This window comes from Sphingomonas sp. Ant20 (assembly GCF_000783375.1).
Taxonomy (GTDB): Bacteria; Pseudomonadota; Alphaproteobacteria; order Sphingomonadales; family Sphingomonadaceae; genus Sphingomonas; species Sphingomonas aerolata.
The window spans coordinates 1-15,963 of record NZ_JRVI01000016.1 but is presented as its reverse complement, the minus strand read 5'-3'; the positions used below and the strand labels follow the sequence as shown (position 1 = coordinate 15,963).

Below are 15,963 nucleotides of genomic sequence, written 5' to 3'. Positions count from 1 at the left end.
TTGGTGCTGTCGTCGGGGGCAACAGCGCAGGACGCCCGGTTAAGCAAAGCGATGAGCGTCCGACCGAGACGATGCTGCCGGCTGAGAAGAAGGCCAGTGTGCTTGCCGGAACATGGAACAGTATCCAGGGGTCGAAGCCCGGGCTCGGCCAGCCGAACGATGGCGCCCTGCCGGGCTGGTACGAAACCGACCTCTATGCCGGCGCGTCGATCGAGCTCGACAAGCGATGGACGGTGTCGGGAACCTATTATCGATACGTCTCGCCCTCGGCATGCGTAATCGAGCGGGAAGCGAAGCGCGGTCGTCTCGGACGAAAGCCGTATTTCTCCCTGTCTTGGCTCGGCAGGAATCTCGAGCCTGAACGCTGCGCCCTGATTATAGGCCCGCAGGTGCAGCGGGAACGCCCGTTTACCGCCATTGAGCTCACGCCCCCTGACCAGCAATTCTCCGTGTCGCGCTTCATCGTCGTTGACCGACGCAACAGCCTCTGAGCCTTCGATGATCATGGGGCCGTACGCATCGCCCTCTGGCCGCAAACCGACGTCCGAGGGAACAAGGACATCTCGATCATCATGCCGGATTCGAACGGCCAATCCGCCATTTTCAGCCGGCCGGCGACGATTTCGGTTCGGCCGTCAGGCGATCGAAACGAGGCCTCGCCTAATCTTGATGAAGAACGCCATGGATCCGGTAGACGAGGTGCCCCCGCAAAAAACGGCGCTGGCCGGACATTTGGTGGTAATTTAGCGCCGGGGGACAACCTCAACGATGATATCGCCCGCTTCCAGACGGGCGGCCTCGGGTTCCCAGAAGCAGAAGTCCTGATCCCCACGATAGATGCGGTGGCCGAGTCCGGTGGCGATGGCGGCAAGCGGTTTGCCGACCTCGTCGGCAGCGACCTCGCGTTCCCGCAGGACTACACGCCCGCCCGACGCGGCAAGATCGGCCATGTATTCGGCGGTGTGAGCGCCGTGCGTGGACCCGGCGAGCAGAAGGCCGGCGAAGCTGGCCGGATTGATGACGACGTTTGCGCCGGCCTGATGCGCAATCGCTTCATTGTCCTCCGACCGGATCACCACGCTGATCGGTAGATCGGGCGCGATCCGCCGCGCCGTCAGCACGATAAGGATCGAGGTATCGTCACGGCCGGCGGAAACGATGAGCGCGCGGGCCTTGGAGAGACGGGCTGCCTCGAGCGCGGCGTTGCGCGTGGCGTTTCCCTCCATCACCGTCGTGCCGCAACTCTCCGCCGTGCGTAACGCCGCGGCGCGCTCGTCGACGACGACGATCATGCCCGGATCGGCGCCGCGACGGATGAGTTCGCTGACGGCCTCAGATCCGCTCGTACCGAACCCGGCGACCACGACATGGTCTTCGAGGCGTCGCTGGATCACCGACATACGCCATTTCTCCCAGACGCCCTTGAGCAGAAAATCATATGCGGTACCTAAAAAGATGAGCCATACGAAGAGCCGGATCGGCGTCACGACGAAGGTATCGAACATCCGCGCCTGCTGGGTCACAGGCACGATGTCGCCGTAGCCGACCGTCGTCACGGTAATCATCGTGAAATACAGGATGTCGGCGAACGTCACGGGCTCGCCCGAGTTCTGCCGCAGACCGTCGCGATCGAACCAGTGGACCGCGAGCGCAATGCCGATCAGCGCCAACGCGACCAGCGCCCGCCAGGACAGCGCCAGCCACGCCGGGGTTCGGCTCTGGCGGCGCAGGCGATAGTGCACCGTGTCTGCATCGTCAGTGTGCATGCCGTCTCTTGCCCATCCGCAGTGCCGCTGTGAAGTCTTTCGGTGATCCGCTTGATTGGTTGGCATTTGAGGAAGTTACAGACTTTCGACAGCGCCTGTCTGCAATCGCTTACGGTGGATCGACATGAGGATCCCGAACAGGATCAGGGCCGTACGCCGCGGAGCAGTGCCCCGCTTTATCGAGCGGGCGCCCTGATCACTGCGGCAGTGGCCTAGGTCGGGGGCGTTTGCTCGCCTGAACTAGAATGAAAACGGAGATCGCGCTGCGGCACCGGGATGGTGACGCCGTGCTCCTTGAACAGGTCCCAGATGCGAAAGAACACGTCGCTTGTGACGTTGCCAACCCCCGCCTCGGGGCTGTCGATCCAGATCCGCAGGTCGAATTCCACCCCATTGTCGCCGAATTCCTTGATCCAGCAGACAGGGGCGGGTTCGGTCAGCACACGTGGCGAGACGGGCGCGGCCTCGACGGCAAGCCTCTGCGCCAGTCGCAGATCGCAATCGAACGACACCCGAAACCCGACATGAACCCTGACGTCCCGGCTTGAGAAAGACCAGTTTTCGACTTCGTCGGTCATCAGCCGTTCGTTCGGGATCAGATGCTCCTTGCCGTCACGGGTCAGCACCGAGACTGCGCGAACGCCGATCTTGTTGACCCAGCCGAAGGTATCGCCGACCGCGATGACGTCGCCGGGCTTGATCGATCGGTCGAGCAGCAGGATGAGCCCTGCGATCAGATTGCCGAGCGTCTTCTGCAAGCCGAAACCAATCGCGAGCCCGAACGCGCCGGAGAACACGGCCAGCGCCGTGAGATCGATGCCGAGAAGATCGATACCGACGAAGATCGCGACGGTGACGACCGCAATCTGAGCGAGTTTCTGGAACAGCACGCGTTGCGCCGCGTCGAGCAGCCGCGCCTGTCCGATCCAGCGCAGGATCAGCCCGAGCAGCGCGCGCGCGGCGAGGAACAGCAGGAGCGACAAGCCGACCGCGTTGACGATGTCGAGCAGCGAAATACGCCGGGTGCCGACCCCCATGCTCGCGCGGTCCAGCCCCGCGATCAACGGGGTCAGGCCCCCCAGTCGACTTGCCAGCACGATGAGAAACAGGGTGGCGGCAATCAGCGACGCCGGTCGGCTCCGAAGACCGAGCGCACGGCCGAACTGATAGGCCAGCGCCGCGACCGCGATGCCGAGACCCGCTGCAAGAAGAAGATCGGCGCCGGGGTTGAGCCCCCGAACGCCAAGAAACGCCGTCAGGACCAGCGCCGTCATGCCGGCACGGGTAATCGCCATCAGGCGCGGCGCGACCACGTCGGCGTGACGCGGCGCCAAGGCCGGCAGGAGGTACCTACAGGCAAGACGCGCTGCAACGATACCCAGAAGAAGGGCCGTGCTCAGGATCGCGACAGCCGCGATCAGGTCATGAAACGGCAGTGCCGTCCATTGATCCAGATAGGTCTGCCACCAGGCATCTTGTTCCAACCGGTTCTCCAATGCCATCTCGTCGGCGTCGGTCACCCGACAATCACAGCGTCATTCCCATCTGGTCGCCGGATCCCTGTTAAACGGACTTGGCACCCCGGTCAGCCCTTGTACGTCATGCGCGTTACCGCCGTGCCGTTTGCGCCATTCCGGGCAAGGGATCGCTGGTGAAGCAGCGCGAAGGACGGGCGATTGATCGGCACCATCTCTGTGCCCCCTGCCCTGTCATGCGACGCCAAAGCCGTTCGCCAGATACCAGTGTCTTGAGCTGGTCGTCGTGCAACAGCTCGGCCCCAATCATGTCCGTCAAATCGGTGAGCTTGGCTTACTGCTAGCGCTGGTCCTCATGATACTCCTGAAGGACCTCCTTCACGTCCTTGCGGTCTTCGTTCGACACTGCGTCAGGCGCCTTGTTGGCGCCTGACCGGCCGGTCAGACAAAGACGCGAATGTATCGGGAGATGGTCTGAACCCACATCTTCCAGCACCTCCAGGCTATGCACCTTGAACTCGGGTGTGACGAACATGTGGTCGAGCGGCCAACCGAGCAGCGGCGTGCGCGCGGGGAAGGTCGCGAACGTGCCCCGCCCGATCCGAGCGTCGAGATAACCTCCGACGCGTTTGAACAGCTGCGAGGTGTGGGACCATGCGACATCGTTGAAGTCGCCGATCGCCAATACCGGTAGCTTCGCGCGGGCGGCGCGACTTGCCGCGATCGCGATCTCGGCGTCGCGTGCCTCGGTATCCTGCCCGGGAACGGGCGGGCGCGGGTGAAGTGCTATCACGCGAAATCGATCACCGGCCGTCAGCTCGGCATGGACCGACGGCGTATCCTTTTGGGCGATCGTTTCGATCCGCCCATCGTGCATCGGCAGCCGCGTGGCGAAGATCATGCCGTAGGTATTGCCGATCGGTTGTTCGAGCCGGTGTGGATAGCGCGCAAGCTGCTTGGCCAATGCATCGGCCCAGCGCTGGTCGGTTTCCATCAATAGCAGGATATCGGGCCGAACCCGGTCGATCAGCCGCGCCGTTCGCCCATAGTCTCGATTGGACTCCAACACGTTCAGCGAAAGGACGCCGAAACACCGGCTCTGTGCAGTTGAGGCATCATCCGCAAAGGCCAGCTCCGTCTTCGCAAGCGGCGTATACGGATAGATGCGATAGAGTTGCCACCCGGCTGCAACGGCGCACCCCAACGCGATCCATCGTCCTGCCTGCCGATCCAGCCACAGCGCCAAGCCTCCGCCCAAGAGCAGGAGGCCGAGTATCTGGACCCGGGGAAAGTCCCAGATCCTGATCCACCATTCATTGGACTCGATGATGCTGAGCCCGGTTACGAGCATCAATACGCCTGTGAGGGCATGGATCGGAAATGTAGCTAGCCGCATTGCTGATGCCTAAGAGCGGCCTTGCCTTGGACCAAGCCCTATGACCTTCAGGCCGAGATATCACCGGCGCCGCTGCCGAAGCCGGAGCCGTATCGAGGCCATGTTCGGTCGTTTTAGAGACGGGCGCGGCGTCGTCAGTCGCGACGATCGATGCCCGAAGGCCTTCCTCTCCGCAATCGACCTCGCCACCACGGGCCTGGTGTAACACTGATTAACGAGTCGTCACCCTAGTAACGGGAGTTCCACCGATTCGTCGGCCAAAACGCTCTGTTCAACGAATATTGGATCCCGACTCGGTTTTAGTAGATTGCCATATTAACCACGACCGGGCAGGACGGTCTTGCCGCGGGGCGGCAGCATAATCCATTTAACTCAAAGGAAATTTTTATGCGTTATTGGCAGAACGGCAAGCCTTTCAAGGGTTAAGTCGAACTTAAAGGACGACTCGCTATCTGATAGTGGGTCGTCCTTTGTTTTTGCGTGCTATGATATAGATATTATAGTTACATTTCTTGGGTTATAGTGAATCGAATCGACAAGATTCATGATTAGGACACGATCCGGCTTTTGAGTTTCCATCCCAGATAGCTTCTGGATCGAAAGACCCTATCTGACGGTTTTCAGCTGCCCAGGGTTGCTCTGATCATACCGAAGATGTTGGCGCCAGGCATGAGACATGCCGTGCCGACCATGATCTACATCATCTTCATCGCCTGCTGCCCATGTGGCGCGGTAACCGGCGGTAACATTGCGCCGGACGACGGCGCCGATGGCTCTCTCCATGGCCCTTTCACCCAGCGCTAATCGCGGATGTTGTCAGGTGGCTGACGCTGCTCGACAGCGTGAACGCCGTACTTGAACACAGCTTGATACGCACCGAGAACAAATCTCCACGCCCTTCCATCGCGTAGGCAGATCGCACGCAAGAGCGGCGAGGCAGGCCTGGTCCGCATCGGCGCGACCTTACTGACCCACATGGCGGTGAGTTCGCCAACCTTCGGGCGATACCTGTCGATCATTATACGTATCACGATCGCGCCGCGAGGCGGTGCGGTGGTGTGAACGACGGCCTGATCGCACCGAAACGCCCAAGGGCAAACGGCGCGACCTGCGATACGCCTGCCGGCCCCATCCAAGCCGGCGACGTTTGCCTGACGTAAAGTCGACACGGCATCGTCGCGGCCACGCGCGCATGCGTCCGCGACGCTGCTGCCCTCAGACGAAACTTCACCCGGCGGCATGTCAGATCCGCCGAGTCCCCTCTGTCGCGGACGTCAGCGGCACGTCCTTGCCCGTTATAGCGGAGGCTGACGCACTCCGCGCCAACGGGCGCCGATCGATGGAGTCCTCAACAGGAATTACTGAGAAGACTTCGCCTTGGGATCGAGGGGTTTGGCATACTCGATCTTCGCCGCGTTCCGCAGCGCCGCCTGATGCTGAACGATGCCTGCCTGGATGCGGTCACGTGCGATCCCCTGCTTGGCGAGTTCATTGATAGCAGCAGAGCTCGCTTCGGCTGGACGGACGCTTATGACATGATTGGCGATCGCCGTTGCGCCTTCGAGAATAAGCAAAGGCTCACCGTTCACCGTAGTCATCAATCGACCGAGTGCGTTACGATCCAGACTTGCGCTGTCGAGCTCCACCGTTGCCCGCTGATAGCTCACGCCCCGGCTATCCAGAACTGCTGTCAATTCCGCCAGTGTCTTTGCCGGCTTCATAGCCGCGATCAGGCTCGGATTATTTGGTGCTGGAAAACGGATCTGTTCCACCGACAGTGTCCGGCGCTCCCTACTCAGTTCGGGATGCTTCGCCAGATACGTCTCGACGTCGCGCGTCGTGACCGGTTGAGGCACACCTGCTGCGACCGATTGCAGCGCAAGGTTCGCCATCACGATATTTTTGGCACGCTCCACAGCAAGAACAGCGTTCGGCTTCTTGTAAAGACCATCGCGCTCGCCGGCCTGGATAACCAGCTTTCGATCGATAAGGGCCTGCAAGGCCTTTGGCTGAAGGTCTTTCGAGTTTTGTGCGTTGGCCCCGCTCAACCCCAGCTCGAAATTGAGTTCGCTTTGCGTGATGGCTTCACCATTGACCGTAGCAACCGTCTGACCGCTAGGTCCGGATTTATTACAGGCCGCTGCCGCCAGCGTGAGTGCGAGTGCTGCGGCAGACAGGGTTTGCCGCTTGGTGATGAGGAACCTGGAGGATGCTGACATAAGCAATTACCTTAGACATAATGCAGAAGGAAACGAGATGGGAACCGTATAGAACTGGCTAAGCGTCGTGATTTTTGCGGGGCTTGCGCGTTTTATACCTGCGGCGATCGATGGATGAAAAGCCGGTTGATACGGTGTGGTGCTATTTGCTGTGCGCGCTGAGCAAGTGACGTTACAATGAGGGCGCTGCCGCTCCCACCATATTCATGGTCGCGGCGAGATTTGACGATATATTCAGTGGCTTGCGACCCTCATCGCCTAGGCGTTGATCGGGCCAGCGAGAAGTGCGCGGCCAGAGGCGCCGCAGGACTCGAACAATGTTTTCGCAAAGCCCATCATGGTTGCCTCTGCCGCCTTGGCATCCGGATCGATGATCGAAAATCGTATCAACGCCCCATCGGGGACAAGGCCGGCAAGGTTCTGCATTGCGATGGACCGCCGCTGATCATCCCACGACACCGGGAAACGATTCCCCAGTCGAGTCCAATAAAGAACCTGCTCTGTACGGGTATCGCGCACTGTCGTTAGGAAGCGCCCTGGTGCACTGATGCCTTTGCCCAGTGGAATATCCACGTCTCGTATATCGGTGATGGTAAAACCGGATCCGGGGTAGCAGGACTCAGGACGATGCACCATCAACATGCCGCTCTGCCGATACGCATAGGCGATCAGAAGCATGATGGGCGGAGCGCCATCGGCACCGTAACTGCGCATCAGCTGCTTCTCATAGACGGCTGCCGCTTTTGCTTCATCCTCGGGGGGTAGAACAAAGCTGACATCCGGCACCATCGCCCAAGGGGCTGCTTGCTTTGGAATGGCGTCGTTCAGGTTTCCGGAAGGAATGGCAACGACGAGCTCGGTAGGACGTCGAGCATAGGTGACGCCTGCGGTTATGCCGAAGGCGAGACCCAGGGCAGCTTCTCGTCGGGTAAATCGAGCGATGGTCATGTCGTTACTTTCGGCCCCAACGTGAAACAATAGGATGCAGCACCGCATCCAGTCCCAGCAGCATAAGCAATGCCAGGATAAACATGCCCATGCCAACCAGCTCGTGCGCCAAGCCCTGCGCGGCCTCCTCGGATATGTAATAGGTCATGAGAACCAGTATGATGATCCGTAAAAAGTTTGCCGCGATGGCAAGCGGTATCATCAACGATATCAGCAATATCGCGTAGCGTGGTGCATTGCCATGCCGAAGATAGACGTAGAAAACACCCAACGCACAAATGCCGATCAGGGAGTTTATCCCGGAGCACGCCGTTGCGACCAGCAACTGATATCCGCCAATCTGGATAACCGTTCCGGTACTCCCGATGGGGAGACCGAATGCGGCCAGCAAGTTTACGGAAGCATCGGAAATCAAGTCCTTGATGGGACGCGTAGCGACGAAAACCCAGTTTTCCGGCGGCGTGATGATGAACAACAGGTACACCAAGGGGAACCACAGCCTCTTGAGTGCCTCCTTACCGAGATAAGTCCATAATAATACTACGATCACGGTGTAGAGGGACAGGGCCTCGATCGCCAAGATGCTGGTAATACGCCCTACGGAATAGAGCAGCAGCGCGGGGACCAGCAGCAAGCCGACAGGAAGGAAGGATTGGCGCTTGCTGACCTCCCACGGCCGCGCACGCCAGATCAGCCACAGCGCGGAAATGAAGATAATGGGCCCGTGCGCGCCCTGTTCGGTGGACCAGCTGACGGTCGCCAGCCGGCTCACTGTCGGCAGGATGAGGCACGCCAATCCTATCAGAAGCGGCCACCACCGCGCTGTCCAGCGCGCCAGGCCGCTACCGACGTCAGTCCACGACCCGCTTGGCTGCGGCCGCGCCTCTACCCGTATCACGTATTTCTCCCGACGACTATCAGCGGTAAAGCTAGCGTCTTTTACCTAATTTTCAAAGCCATCGGCACGATCGCCGAGAATGCCATCGCCCGCACCATTGATAGGCCACCCGTATCGCCCCGGGACACGGCGAGGCCATGCCATCCCTATGAAGCGGCGCGCGCCCATGCGCCGAAATCGCGCTTTCCGGCCTCCTTGGGACCGGTTCCCAGGAGGGCATAAGGCCTAGCGGCGCGTGAAGCGGAACGTGCCTTCCGGCCCCGTCTGCGACGAAGGAAGGCCGATTGTCCCAAACTTGGACATTATTGAGATCATGGGGAAATCTCAGCGTTATATCGGTTTGCGAATCGCCATGCCCGTCGGTAACAGCTTGTTAAGTATCAAATAGAGGGAACCATCATGAAGCGTCTACTACTCTCGACCATGGCATTCGCATCGGCTTTCGCGATGGCCCCTGCAGCTCACGCAATCGATTTCGTTCCGGGCAACCCCGAGTTCACCGTCAGCGGTGATATCACGGACGGTACCGTTTCGGCAGATTTCGGTCGTTCGGGCATTGCGTCGGGTTCGTTCACGGATACCTTCAACTTCATCATCGATCAGACTGGTCTGGCTAGCGGCACGCTGAGCACGAACACCACGCGTCTGACGAGCTCGACCGATCTCGACATCCTGTCGGTGTTCATCAACGGCTTCGCAGCCACGAAGACCATCGTCGCAATGCCGAGTTCTTCGAGATCAACAACATCGCGATCACGTCGGGTGCGACGAACCAGATCGTCGTGAACGGCATGTCGCGTGGCAACGGCTCCTATGCCGGCACCGCAACCTTCGAGCCGACGGCAGCAGTTCCCGAGGCTGGCACCTGGGCAATCATGCTGTTCGGTATCGGCGGCATCGGCGCATCGATGCGCGTTCGTCGTCGCCAGGCGAAGATCGCATTCGCCTAAGCGCATTTCACAGCTGGTCCCAGCGCCCATCTGTGTGAAGGCAGCCGTCAACCTTTCGAGGTTGGCGGCTGTTTTTGTTCAGTCTACGGCGCGGACGGGTCGACGAAAGGATCCATGCGGCGCGACCAGCGCCGTTGATCGATACTTGGGCAAGCGGGATGGTCCATGCTGCGCCCAAAGGCACAAACCCCGAGATCGCGAACGCGCCTGAATGGATGCCGCCAGTTACTAAGCACAAGGCCTGGTATCGGCACCCATCGGTCGACAACCGCTCCCAGCCAGGTAGGCGGCTGCGAGTGGCAATGAGCACCCGTGTGCGCCGTTCTGCGATCTCTAGATCCTCAAGTACAGGCGGAGAGCTGTAACATGAGTTTACGGTTGGAGCATGTTACCAAACTTGCACACAGCAAAGAAGGCCTGAGAGCGGCCTACGCCGCGGGTGTTGATCATCAGCAGAATGGCTGGCTGAGATATCCCCCATGCAAATGGGATCATCCCGCAATTCTGGCTTTTGACGAAAGCGGAACGTGCGTTGGCGGTATCAATTGGGGCGAGGACCATGATGATCGAACGCTCACAATCACGTTTGCCTGGGGTTCGCCTACCGCTCCCGCAGCCTTTGCTGCCGTGCTATCGCGATTTCGGAAAACTCATCTGAACGGTTGGTTCACCGAAATCCACTTCACGATATCGACGCATAACGAAGCCATGCAAAAGGCTGTAAAAGTACTTGGGCTTGTTCCTCGGGCCTTCACCTTTGAGATGCCGGTAAAGGCCATGGCCAGGTCTTGATGGCAAAAAAATGCCCGGCTTGGAAAGCCGGGCATTTTCGAGTTCAGCCGTTATCGGGCTTCACGGTATTCAATATCGCGAATTGGCTCATGATTTTATTCATGACAATATTTGCCAGTCATCACTCCTGTGCGCCTTACTATTTCTCTAGTAACACATTGCATTATGCCGTGCAGGATGCGTTAATTAAAGAATATAAGAGCACAGGCTGTTGACTGTTTAGCCCCTGATGGGCTTGCCGATTGGCCAGTAGCGCATGTGAATCCCCCTCATTAAAAAAGTGTCTGTCTTTCGACAAGGAGGCATATGCAGCAAATTCATTTCGTAATTGCGACTGCAAGCGGTTTAAAGTGCATTAACCGCAAATTGTGAATTCCAATTTGTGCGCGTATGATGATGCACTGACGCTCTCGGAGCCTTCACCCGTGAACAGGCGCCCGAGCCTCGCCGCCAAAATGGGAGGCTGCAACCGCTTGCGCGCGGAAGTCACCAGGCCATGGTGATCGACAGGGTCGCCAAGGGCACGACATCGGCGGTCGTGCCACCGGGAGCGTCGAGCCGGGCCAGCTGATGGTCACGGACCACGGCAAGGATTTCGCCCTGCAACGATGCCGCCGCACCAGCGATCTTGACGGGCTGCGCGACCGCCACCCCGCGCTGCCATATACCCTGTCGCCGCTGTCCGCTGCATAGAAGCCCCGCCAGCCGACGCCGGCCGAGACCGGCATCGTGAGCGTCGGACCGTCTTTTGCGCGTGTCAGCGCAAAGGCGGGGGCGATGCCGGCGATCGTGTAGAAGCCCCCCTCGCCTTTGGTCCGCTTCGTCGCGGCGAAACGCGGCGCGAGAAATCCCACTGCGTTATCGCCGGTGTAGAGGATCGTCAGGCTGGCCTCGTGAGTCGTGTTCGCCACCCCGTTGGGGCTGGCCTTAATGGCATAGGCCGCCGCGGCGGAGAGCCCATCGACAGGCCGCCATGCAAGAGCGACGATCGTGTTGCTTTCATACCAACTGCGCGGGCGCGACCGCTCGTCGGCGCGCGGTGCGTGAAAGCCGTTCGAACTTTGCCCAACCAGAAACAAGGTCCCCTGCCCGTCCGCGCGGCGCGTCAGCACGGCGGCACCACCGACCGAGAGATGGACCGGGACCCTGGCGAGGCCGGCATCATCGTCGTCATAGGCGCCGCGCGCATAATCGCCGTTGCGGACGTCGACCGTGACGATCGGATGGACCGTCCCGTCGCCGACATCGACCTCCGACAGCGTCGCGTCTTCGGTATCGATGAACGGCACGGTCTGCGCCGACACCCGGGACGCGTCGAAACACCCACACATCGCCGCCAGAACGATCAGCGCCTTGGCGGTCACGCGGTGCGTCGCACCAGCCAGACGGTATCCCCGGCATCGTCGACGACGAAGATCGCGCCATCATCGCGCGTCTGCACGCTCACCGGTCGACCATAGACTTCGCCCGTCTTCTCGTTCGCAACGAACCCCGTCAGGAACGGCTGCGGCGCGGCGGTCGGCCTGCCATTGGCAAAGGGGACCGCGAGGACGTCATAGCCGATGAACGCGGACCGGTTCCACGATCCGTGCCGCGCAACATAGGCGACCTGTTGCGCGGCGGACGTTCCCTTGGCGAACGCCACGCCCAGCGCCGCGGCATGGGGCCCGACGGCAACATCGGGAAGCAACGTCGTCGCCAGCAACTCGCGCTTGGTATTGGCGTGACGCGGATCCTGCTTGCCGTAATAGCTGTAAGGCCATCCATAGAACCCGCCGTCGCGAACGCCGACGAGATAGTCGGGCGCGATATCGTCGCCGAGCTGATCGCGTTCGTTGACCGCAGCCCATAAAGTGTTCGTACCAGGCGCCCAGGCCATGCCGACCGGGTTTCGGAGCCCCGACGCGTAGAGACGCTCGCGCCCGGTACGCAGATCGATCGCGAGGATGGCCGCTCGTCGCTTCTCCTCGTCCATGCCATGCTCGCCGACATTCGAGGCGGAACCGACCGATACGTACAGCGTCCGCGCATCGGGGCTCAGCAACAGGTTGCGCGTCCAATGATTGTTGTAGCCCCCCGCGGGCAGCGACACGAGCGGCTGCGGCGCTGCGGTCACCCGCGTCTGGCCGGGCGAGAACGGAACGCTGACGACGCCGTCGGTATTGGCGACGTAAAGCCGCCCGTTCGCATATTGCATCCCGAACGGCTGATTGAGCCCCTCGATCAGCACGAAACGCTGTTCCGCGACTCCGTCGCGGTCCGCGTCGCGCAACAGGGTGATACGGTTGGCGCTGAAGCCCGTCGTCTTCGACAGCGCCTGGCCACGCTCGACGTCGGGCTCGGCATCCAGTTTGGGCTTCGTGCGCGCCTCCGCGACCAGCATGTCGCCATTGGGCAGCAGCAGCGCTTGGCGCGGATAGTCCAGACCACCCGCGAACTTGATGACCTCATACCCCCGCGGCGCCACGGGTTTGCGCCCGTCGGGCCAGCCGATCGTCTTCGGGTGGTTGACCACGGACGCGGTCGCATAGGGCTCGGCCTGCGTCTTCAGACCTAGCACCGGCGGTGAGGTCTGGGCCATCGCGCCAGCTGCCAAACCCAATGCGCTGACGGCGGCAAGGATCGTCCTCATAATGTCTCCCGGAACATGACAAGAGTGTAACCCTCTCACAATCAACGATATCCATGAGGCTGCCAGCGCCGCGGATTAATTTGGCGATGTCGCGACCAATCCCCTCGCAACAGCCTTGGTGACCACCACAAAACCACCGAACCACCGCCGGAACGAGGCGCCGCCGACATGACAAAATTTTTCATCCCGGCCGTGGCACCATATAGCGCCCGCGCGTTGTCGCCGTTCGTCAGCGAATGGGATATCATGCCGAAAACATTGACTATTATCGGCATGGGGGCCTGTGGCGTCGCCGCCTTCGCCGAAGCCGTCACACGACTATGCTATGATCCGGGCGACGGATGGGTCATCCATCTGGTCGAGCGGGACGACGAGCTTGCGCGCGGCCTGGCGTTCGGCACGGAACAGCCGGGGCATCGTCTGAATACCGAATCCCGTCTCATGGGGCTCTATGACCGCGAGCCGGGTCATTTCCGGACCTGGCTCGAGGCGCGGCGCGCGGCAGCCGAGACTCCGCTCGACCCCGATGGCGTCGAATATCCCGAGCGCCGGGAATATCGCCTCTATATGCAGGAGGTCCTCGACCAGGCGCTCGACCAGGCCCGGCGCGCGAGGATCGACGTTCGTATCCACCATCAGGAAGCCGTCAGCATCGAGGGCGACCATGATGCGGCGACCATCACGTTCTCGGACGGATCGACGATCGCGACGGACGTCGTTCTCCTGACGATCGGCACCCCCGATCCCGACCGGTTCGCCACCCTGAACGGCAAACCCGGCTATTTCGATTCGCCCTACCCCGCGGACCGCATGACCAGGGGGATCGACAGCGATCAGTCCGTTGTCATCCTCGGAAGCGGTCTCAGCGCGATCGACGCGGTGATGACGCTGCTCGACGAAGGGCACCGCGGACATATCCATCTGATTTCGAAGGAAGGCCTGCTGCCGCGGGTCGAAATTCCCGCACCCGAGACGGGGTATGACCGTCAGCATCTCACGCTGGAAAACGTCCACCGGCATATCCGCGAACGCGGCGCCGCTTTCTCGGTCGTGGACCTGTTCCGCCTCTTCCGCATCGAGGCCGAGACTGCCGCAGGACGCGCGATCGACTGGCAGGCCGAGGATCGCGCCGACGGCGACGCCCAAGCCGCCCTGCTCCACGACATCGCCGCGGCTGACGCCGGCGACGAACCGTTCCAGCGCATATTGACCGCCGCCCGCCATGATTCCACCGCGATCTGGAACCTGTTGCGACCCGCCGACCAGAAACGGTTCGGGCAATGGCTGGCGCCGCATTTCGCCGGGGCGCGCTTCGTCACACCGATGGTGAACGCGCGGCGCCTCGCCGAGGCGATGACGCGCGGGCAGCTCAGCGTCCGCGGACGAGTCGATGAAACCATTGCCAGCCCGACCGGCACCGGCTTCGTCGTCCGGTTCACGACGGGCGACACGCTCGAGACGCCGATCGTCGTCAACGCCACCGGCCAGGCGACCACCCTCGCCGAGATGAAGGGATCGCTGGTCAAGGATCTGCTCGCCAAGGACTGGCTGCAACCACACCCGGTCGGTGGTGCCATCGCCCACCGCGCGACCTGCCGGATCATCTCCGCCAGCCGAGACGCACCACGCATCTACGCACTCGGCCAGTTGCTCAACGGCGAGTTGCGCGACACCAACGCAGTCTGGTTCAATGTCGAGTGCGCGGGCCGCGCCATCGACGATATCCTGCGCCAGCAATGAGCGCGCTCGGCAACATCGCGGCGGCACTGCTGCCGCTTTATGGCGTGATCATGCTCGCCTGGGGCGTCGGGGCGCGTGTGCCCTGGGCGGCGAAGCTGTTCTCGACCATCCTCGTCTTCGGCCTCATCCCCTTGCTGGTCATCGACAAGGTGCTCGGCGCGGAAACGCAGCAGTTGCTGGTGATCCCCCCGCTGATGTTCGCGGTCGCCGCGCTAATGAGCATCCCTGCCTACCGGTTGGCCAAGCGGCTTGGCGACGATTTCGATCCCAAATTGCTGTCGGCCTCCTTCTCGTTCTTCAACGTCGCGTTCTTCGGCGTGCCGGTCAGCCAGGCGCTGTTCGGCGAGGTCGGCGTCTCGACGGTGATCTGCGCCTATATCGGCAGCGCGCTGTACGGCGACACGATCGGCTATTTCCTGATCGCGCGGACCAAGGAGGGTACGCGCAAGGCCGCGACCAAGGCGCTGCGCGTGCCCGTCGTCTATGTGATCGTCGGCGCGATCATCGCGAAATCGGCGGGTGTCACGATGCCCGAGGCGGCGTCACCCATCCTGTCGGTTGCCGGTACGCTGGTGTCGGTTCTCGGCATGGCGGTCATCGGCCTCAACCTTGCAGAGACCGGCCGCGACGACTGGCGGCCCCGGATGATGACGCGGATCCTCGGCGTCAGGCAGGCCAGCGGACTCGTGCTGATCGCCACCGCACTTGCGCTCGAAGCCGCGTTCATCGGCATCCTCGCACCCCGCGACCGCGTCATCGTCGGGCTGATCGCGCTGTTCCCGATCGCGAGCAACGTCACGCTGTTCGCGACCCTTCTCGACACGAACCGCAAGGCCGCGGCCGTCCTCGTCGCACTGTCGAGCGCGGTCTCGCTCGTGCTTGTCCTGCTGGTCGTCGGCGTGTTTCACTCGGCGATACCGAGTTAGGGATTGCGCAAAGCACCGCGGTGCGCGCCCTGAAACAATCTCGGTAGGATCCGGAACAGACACAGTCACTTGGCGCTTTGGATGTCACGCATCCCGGGAGCTGAACCATGACCGATCCAACACGCCGCACCTTCGTGTCGGGCGCCGCCGTCACCGCTGGCGCGCTCGCCGCGACCACCGTTGCCGCTGCGGCTCAGGGTGGGGGGCAAGCCCGCCGCCGC

Annotated in this window: 14 protein-coding genes and 1 pseudogene; 7 read left to right on the top strand and 8 right to left on the bottom strand. The window is 61.5% G+C overall.

Annotated elements, in window-relative coordinates:
• The first annotated feature begins 71 nt into the window (after positions 1-71).
• Positions 72-491: a hypothetical protein gene (locus NI18_RS26470; protein WP_031438873.1), complete on the top strand. Its 420-nt coding sequence runs from the start codon at positions 72-74 to the stop codon at positions 489-491.
• A gap of 252 nt (positions 492-743) precedes the next feature.
• Here NI18_RS26470 and NI18_RS04130 read toward each other — a convergent pair whose 3' ends face one another.
• The 3 genes from NI18_RS04130 to NI18_RS04120 form a co-directional block, all read right to left on the bottom strand.
• Entirely contained in the window at positions 744-1,766 is a 1,023-nt protein-coding gene (locus NI18_RS04130; protein ID WP_037528366.1) for a potassium channel family protein, read from the bottom strand.
• Positions 1,767-1,978: 212 nt separating this feature from the next.
• Positions 1,979-3,286 (bottom strand): mechanosensitive ion channel domain-containing protein, encoded by a 1,308-nt coding sequence (locus NI18_RS04125; RefSeq protein ID WP_128082077.1) that lies wholly within the window; start codon positions 3,284-3,286, stop codon positions 1,979-1,981.
• Positions 3,287-3,581: 295 nt separating this feature from the next.
• Entirely contained in the window at positions 3,582-4,487 is a 906-nt protein-coding gene (locus NI18_RS04120) for an endonuclease/exonuclease/phosphatase family protein (RefSeq protein ID WP_198526940.1), read from the bottom strand.
• Positions 4,488-4,692: 205 nt separating this feature from the next.
• Between NI18_RS04120 and NI18_RS26465 the strand changes: the two are divergent.
• A pseudogene (locus tag NI18_RS26465) lies at positions 4,693-4,842 on the top strand (IS5/IS1182 family transposase); the annotation flags it as partial.
• A gap of 1,153 nt (positions 4,843-5,995) precedes the next feature.
• Here the strand turns inward: NI18_RS26465 and NI18_RS04105 are convergent.
• From NI18_RS04105 to xrtV, 3 genes are all read right to left on the bottom strand, one after another.
• A complete protein-coding gene (locus NI18_RS04105; RefSeq protein ID WP_128082076.1) occupies positions 5,996-6,856 on the bottom strand; it encodes a hypothetical protein in 861 nt (286 codons plus the stop codon).
• A gap of 258 nt (positions 6,857-7,114) precedes the next feature.
• A complete protein-coding gene (gene epsI / locus NI18_RS04100; protein WP_157840487.1) occupies positions 7,115-7,804 on the bottom strand; it encodes an exosortase-associated protein EpsI, V-type in 690 nt (229 codons plus the stop codon).
• Positions 7,805-7,808: 4 nt separating this feature from the next.
• Positions 7,809-8,702, bottom strand: a complete 894-nt coding sequence (gene xrtV, locus NI18_RS04095) for an exosortase V (protein WP_084215035.1) — start codon at positions 8,700-8,702, stop codon at positions 7,809-7,811.
• A 399-nt stretch (positions 8,703-9,101) separates the two neighbouring features.
• Between xrtV and NI18_RS04090 the strand changes: the two genes are divergently transcribed.
• The 3 genes from NI18_RS04090 to NI18_RS24120 all read left to right on the top strand — a co-directional run bounded on the left by NI18_RS04090 (position 9,102) and on the right by NI18_RS24120 (position 10,444).
• Positions 9,102-9,488, top strand: coding sequence for a hypothetical protein (locus NI18_RS04090; RefSeq protein WP_128082075.1), 387 nt, complete (start codon positions 9,102-9,104; stop codon positions 9,486-9,488).
• 5 nt (positions 9,489-9,493) lie between these two features.
• The gene (locus NI18_RS23020) at positions 9,494-9,652 is read left to right on the top strand and encodes a PEP-CTERM sorting domain-containing protein (RefSeq protein WP_128082074.1); all 159 of its coding nucleotides are present in this window, start codon (positions 9,494-9,496) and stop codon (positions 9,650-9,652) included.
• Between the two features lie 366 nt (positions 9,653-10,018).
• Complete coding sequence (locus NI18_RS24120; RefSeq protein ID WP_128082073.1) at positions 10,019-10,444, top strand: hypothetical protein; 426 nt, start codon at positions 10,019-10,021, stop codon at positions 10,442-10,444.
• A gap of 419 nt (positions 10,445-10,863) precedes the next feature.
• Here NI18_RS24120 and NI18_RS04080 read toward each other — a convergent pair whose 3' ends face one another.
• Positions 10,864-11,808, bottom strand: a complete 945-nt coding sequence (locus NI18_RS04080; protein ID WP_052148979.1) for a hypothetical protein — start codon at positions 11,806-11,808, stop codon at positions 10,864-10,866.
• Positions 11,805-13,025, bottom strand: coding sequence for a sorbosone dehydrogenase family protein (locus tag NI18_RS04075; protein ID WP_235188222.1), 1,221 nt, complete (start codon positions 13,023-13,025; stop codon positions 11,805-11,807). Before NI18_RS04075 ends, NI18_RS04080 begins: the two co-directional genes overlap by 4 nt.
• A 219-nt stretch (positions 13,026-13,244) precedes the next feature.
• Here NI18_RS04075 and NI18_RS04070 point away from each other — a divergent pair, with 219 nt between their 5' ends.
• Positions 13,245-14,816: an FAD/NAD(P)-binding protein gene (locus tag NI18_RS04070; protein ID WP_084215033.1), complete on the top strand. Its 1,572-nt coding sequence runs from the start codon at positions 13,245-13,247 to the stop codon at positions 14,814-14,816.
• Positions 14,813-15,742 (top strand): hypothetical protein, encoded by a 930-nt coding sequence (locus NI18_RS04065; RefSeq protein ID WP_037528353.1) that lies wholly within the window; start codon positions 14,813-14,815, stop codon positions 15,740-15,742. Before NI18_RS04070 ends, NI18_RS04065 begins: the two co-directional genes overlap by 4 nt.
• Positions 15,743-15,963: the final 221 nt, after the last annotated feature.

Bases quoted from the DNA above. Each gene is read 5' to 3' on its own strand.
- NI18_RS26470 (WP_031438873.1), top strand. From the start codon at position 72: ATGCTGCCGGCTGAGAAGAAGGCCAGTGTGCTTGCCGGAACATGGAAC.
- NI18_RS04130 (WP_037528366.1), bottom strand. From the start codon at position 1,766: ATGCACACTGACGATGCAGACACGGTGCACTATCGCCTGCGCCGCCAG.
- NI18_RS04105 (WP_128082076.1), bottom strand. From the start codon at position 6,856: ATGTCAGCATCCTCCAGGTTCCTCATCACCAAGCGGCAAACCCTGTCT.
- epsI (WP_157840487.1), bottom strand. From the start codon at position 7,804: ATGACCATCGCTCGATTTACCCGACGAGAAGCTGCCCTGGGTCTCGCC.
- NI18_RS04090 (WP_128082075.1), top strand. From the start codon at position 9,102: ATGAAGCGTCTACTACTCTCGACCATGGCATTCGCATCGGCTTTCGCG.
- NI18_RS23020 (WP_128082074.1), top strand. From the start codon at position 9,494: ATGTCGCGTGGCAACGGCTCCTATGCCGGCACCGCAACCTTCGAGCCG.
- NI18_RS24120 (WP_128082073.1), top strand. From the start codon at position 10,019: ATGAGTTTACGGTTGGAGCATGTTACCAAACTTGCACACAGCAAAGAA.
- NI18_RS04075 (WP_235188222.1), bottom strand. From the start codon at position 13,025: ATGGCCCAGACCTCACCGCCGGTGCTAGGTCTGAAGACGCAGGCCGAG.
- NI18_RS04070 (WP_084215033.1), top strand. From the start codon at position 13,245: ATGACAAAATTTTTCATCCCGGCCGTGGCACCATATAGCGCCCGCGCG.
- NI18_RS04065 (WP_037528353.1), top strand. From the start codon at position 14,813: ATGAGCGCGCTCGGCAACATCGCGGCGGCACTGCTGCCGCTTTATGGC.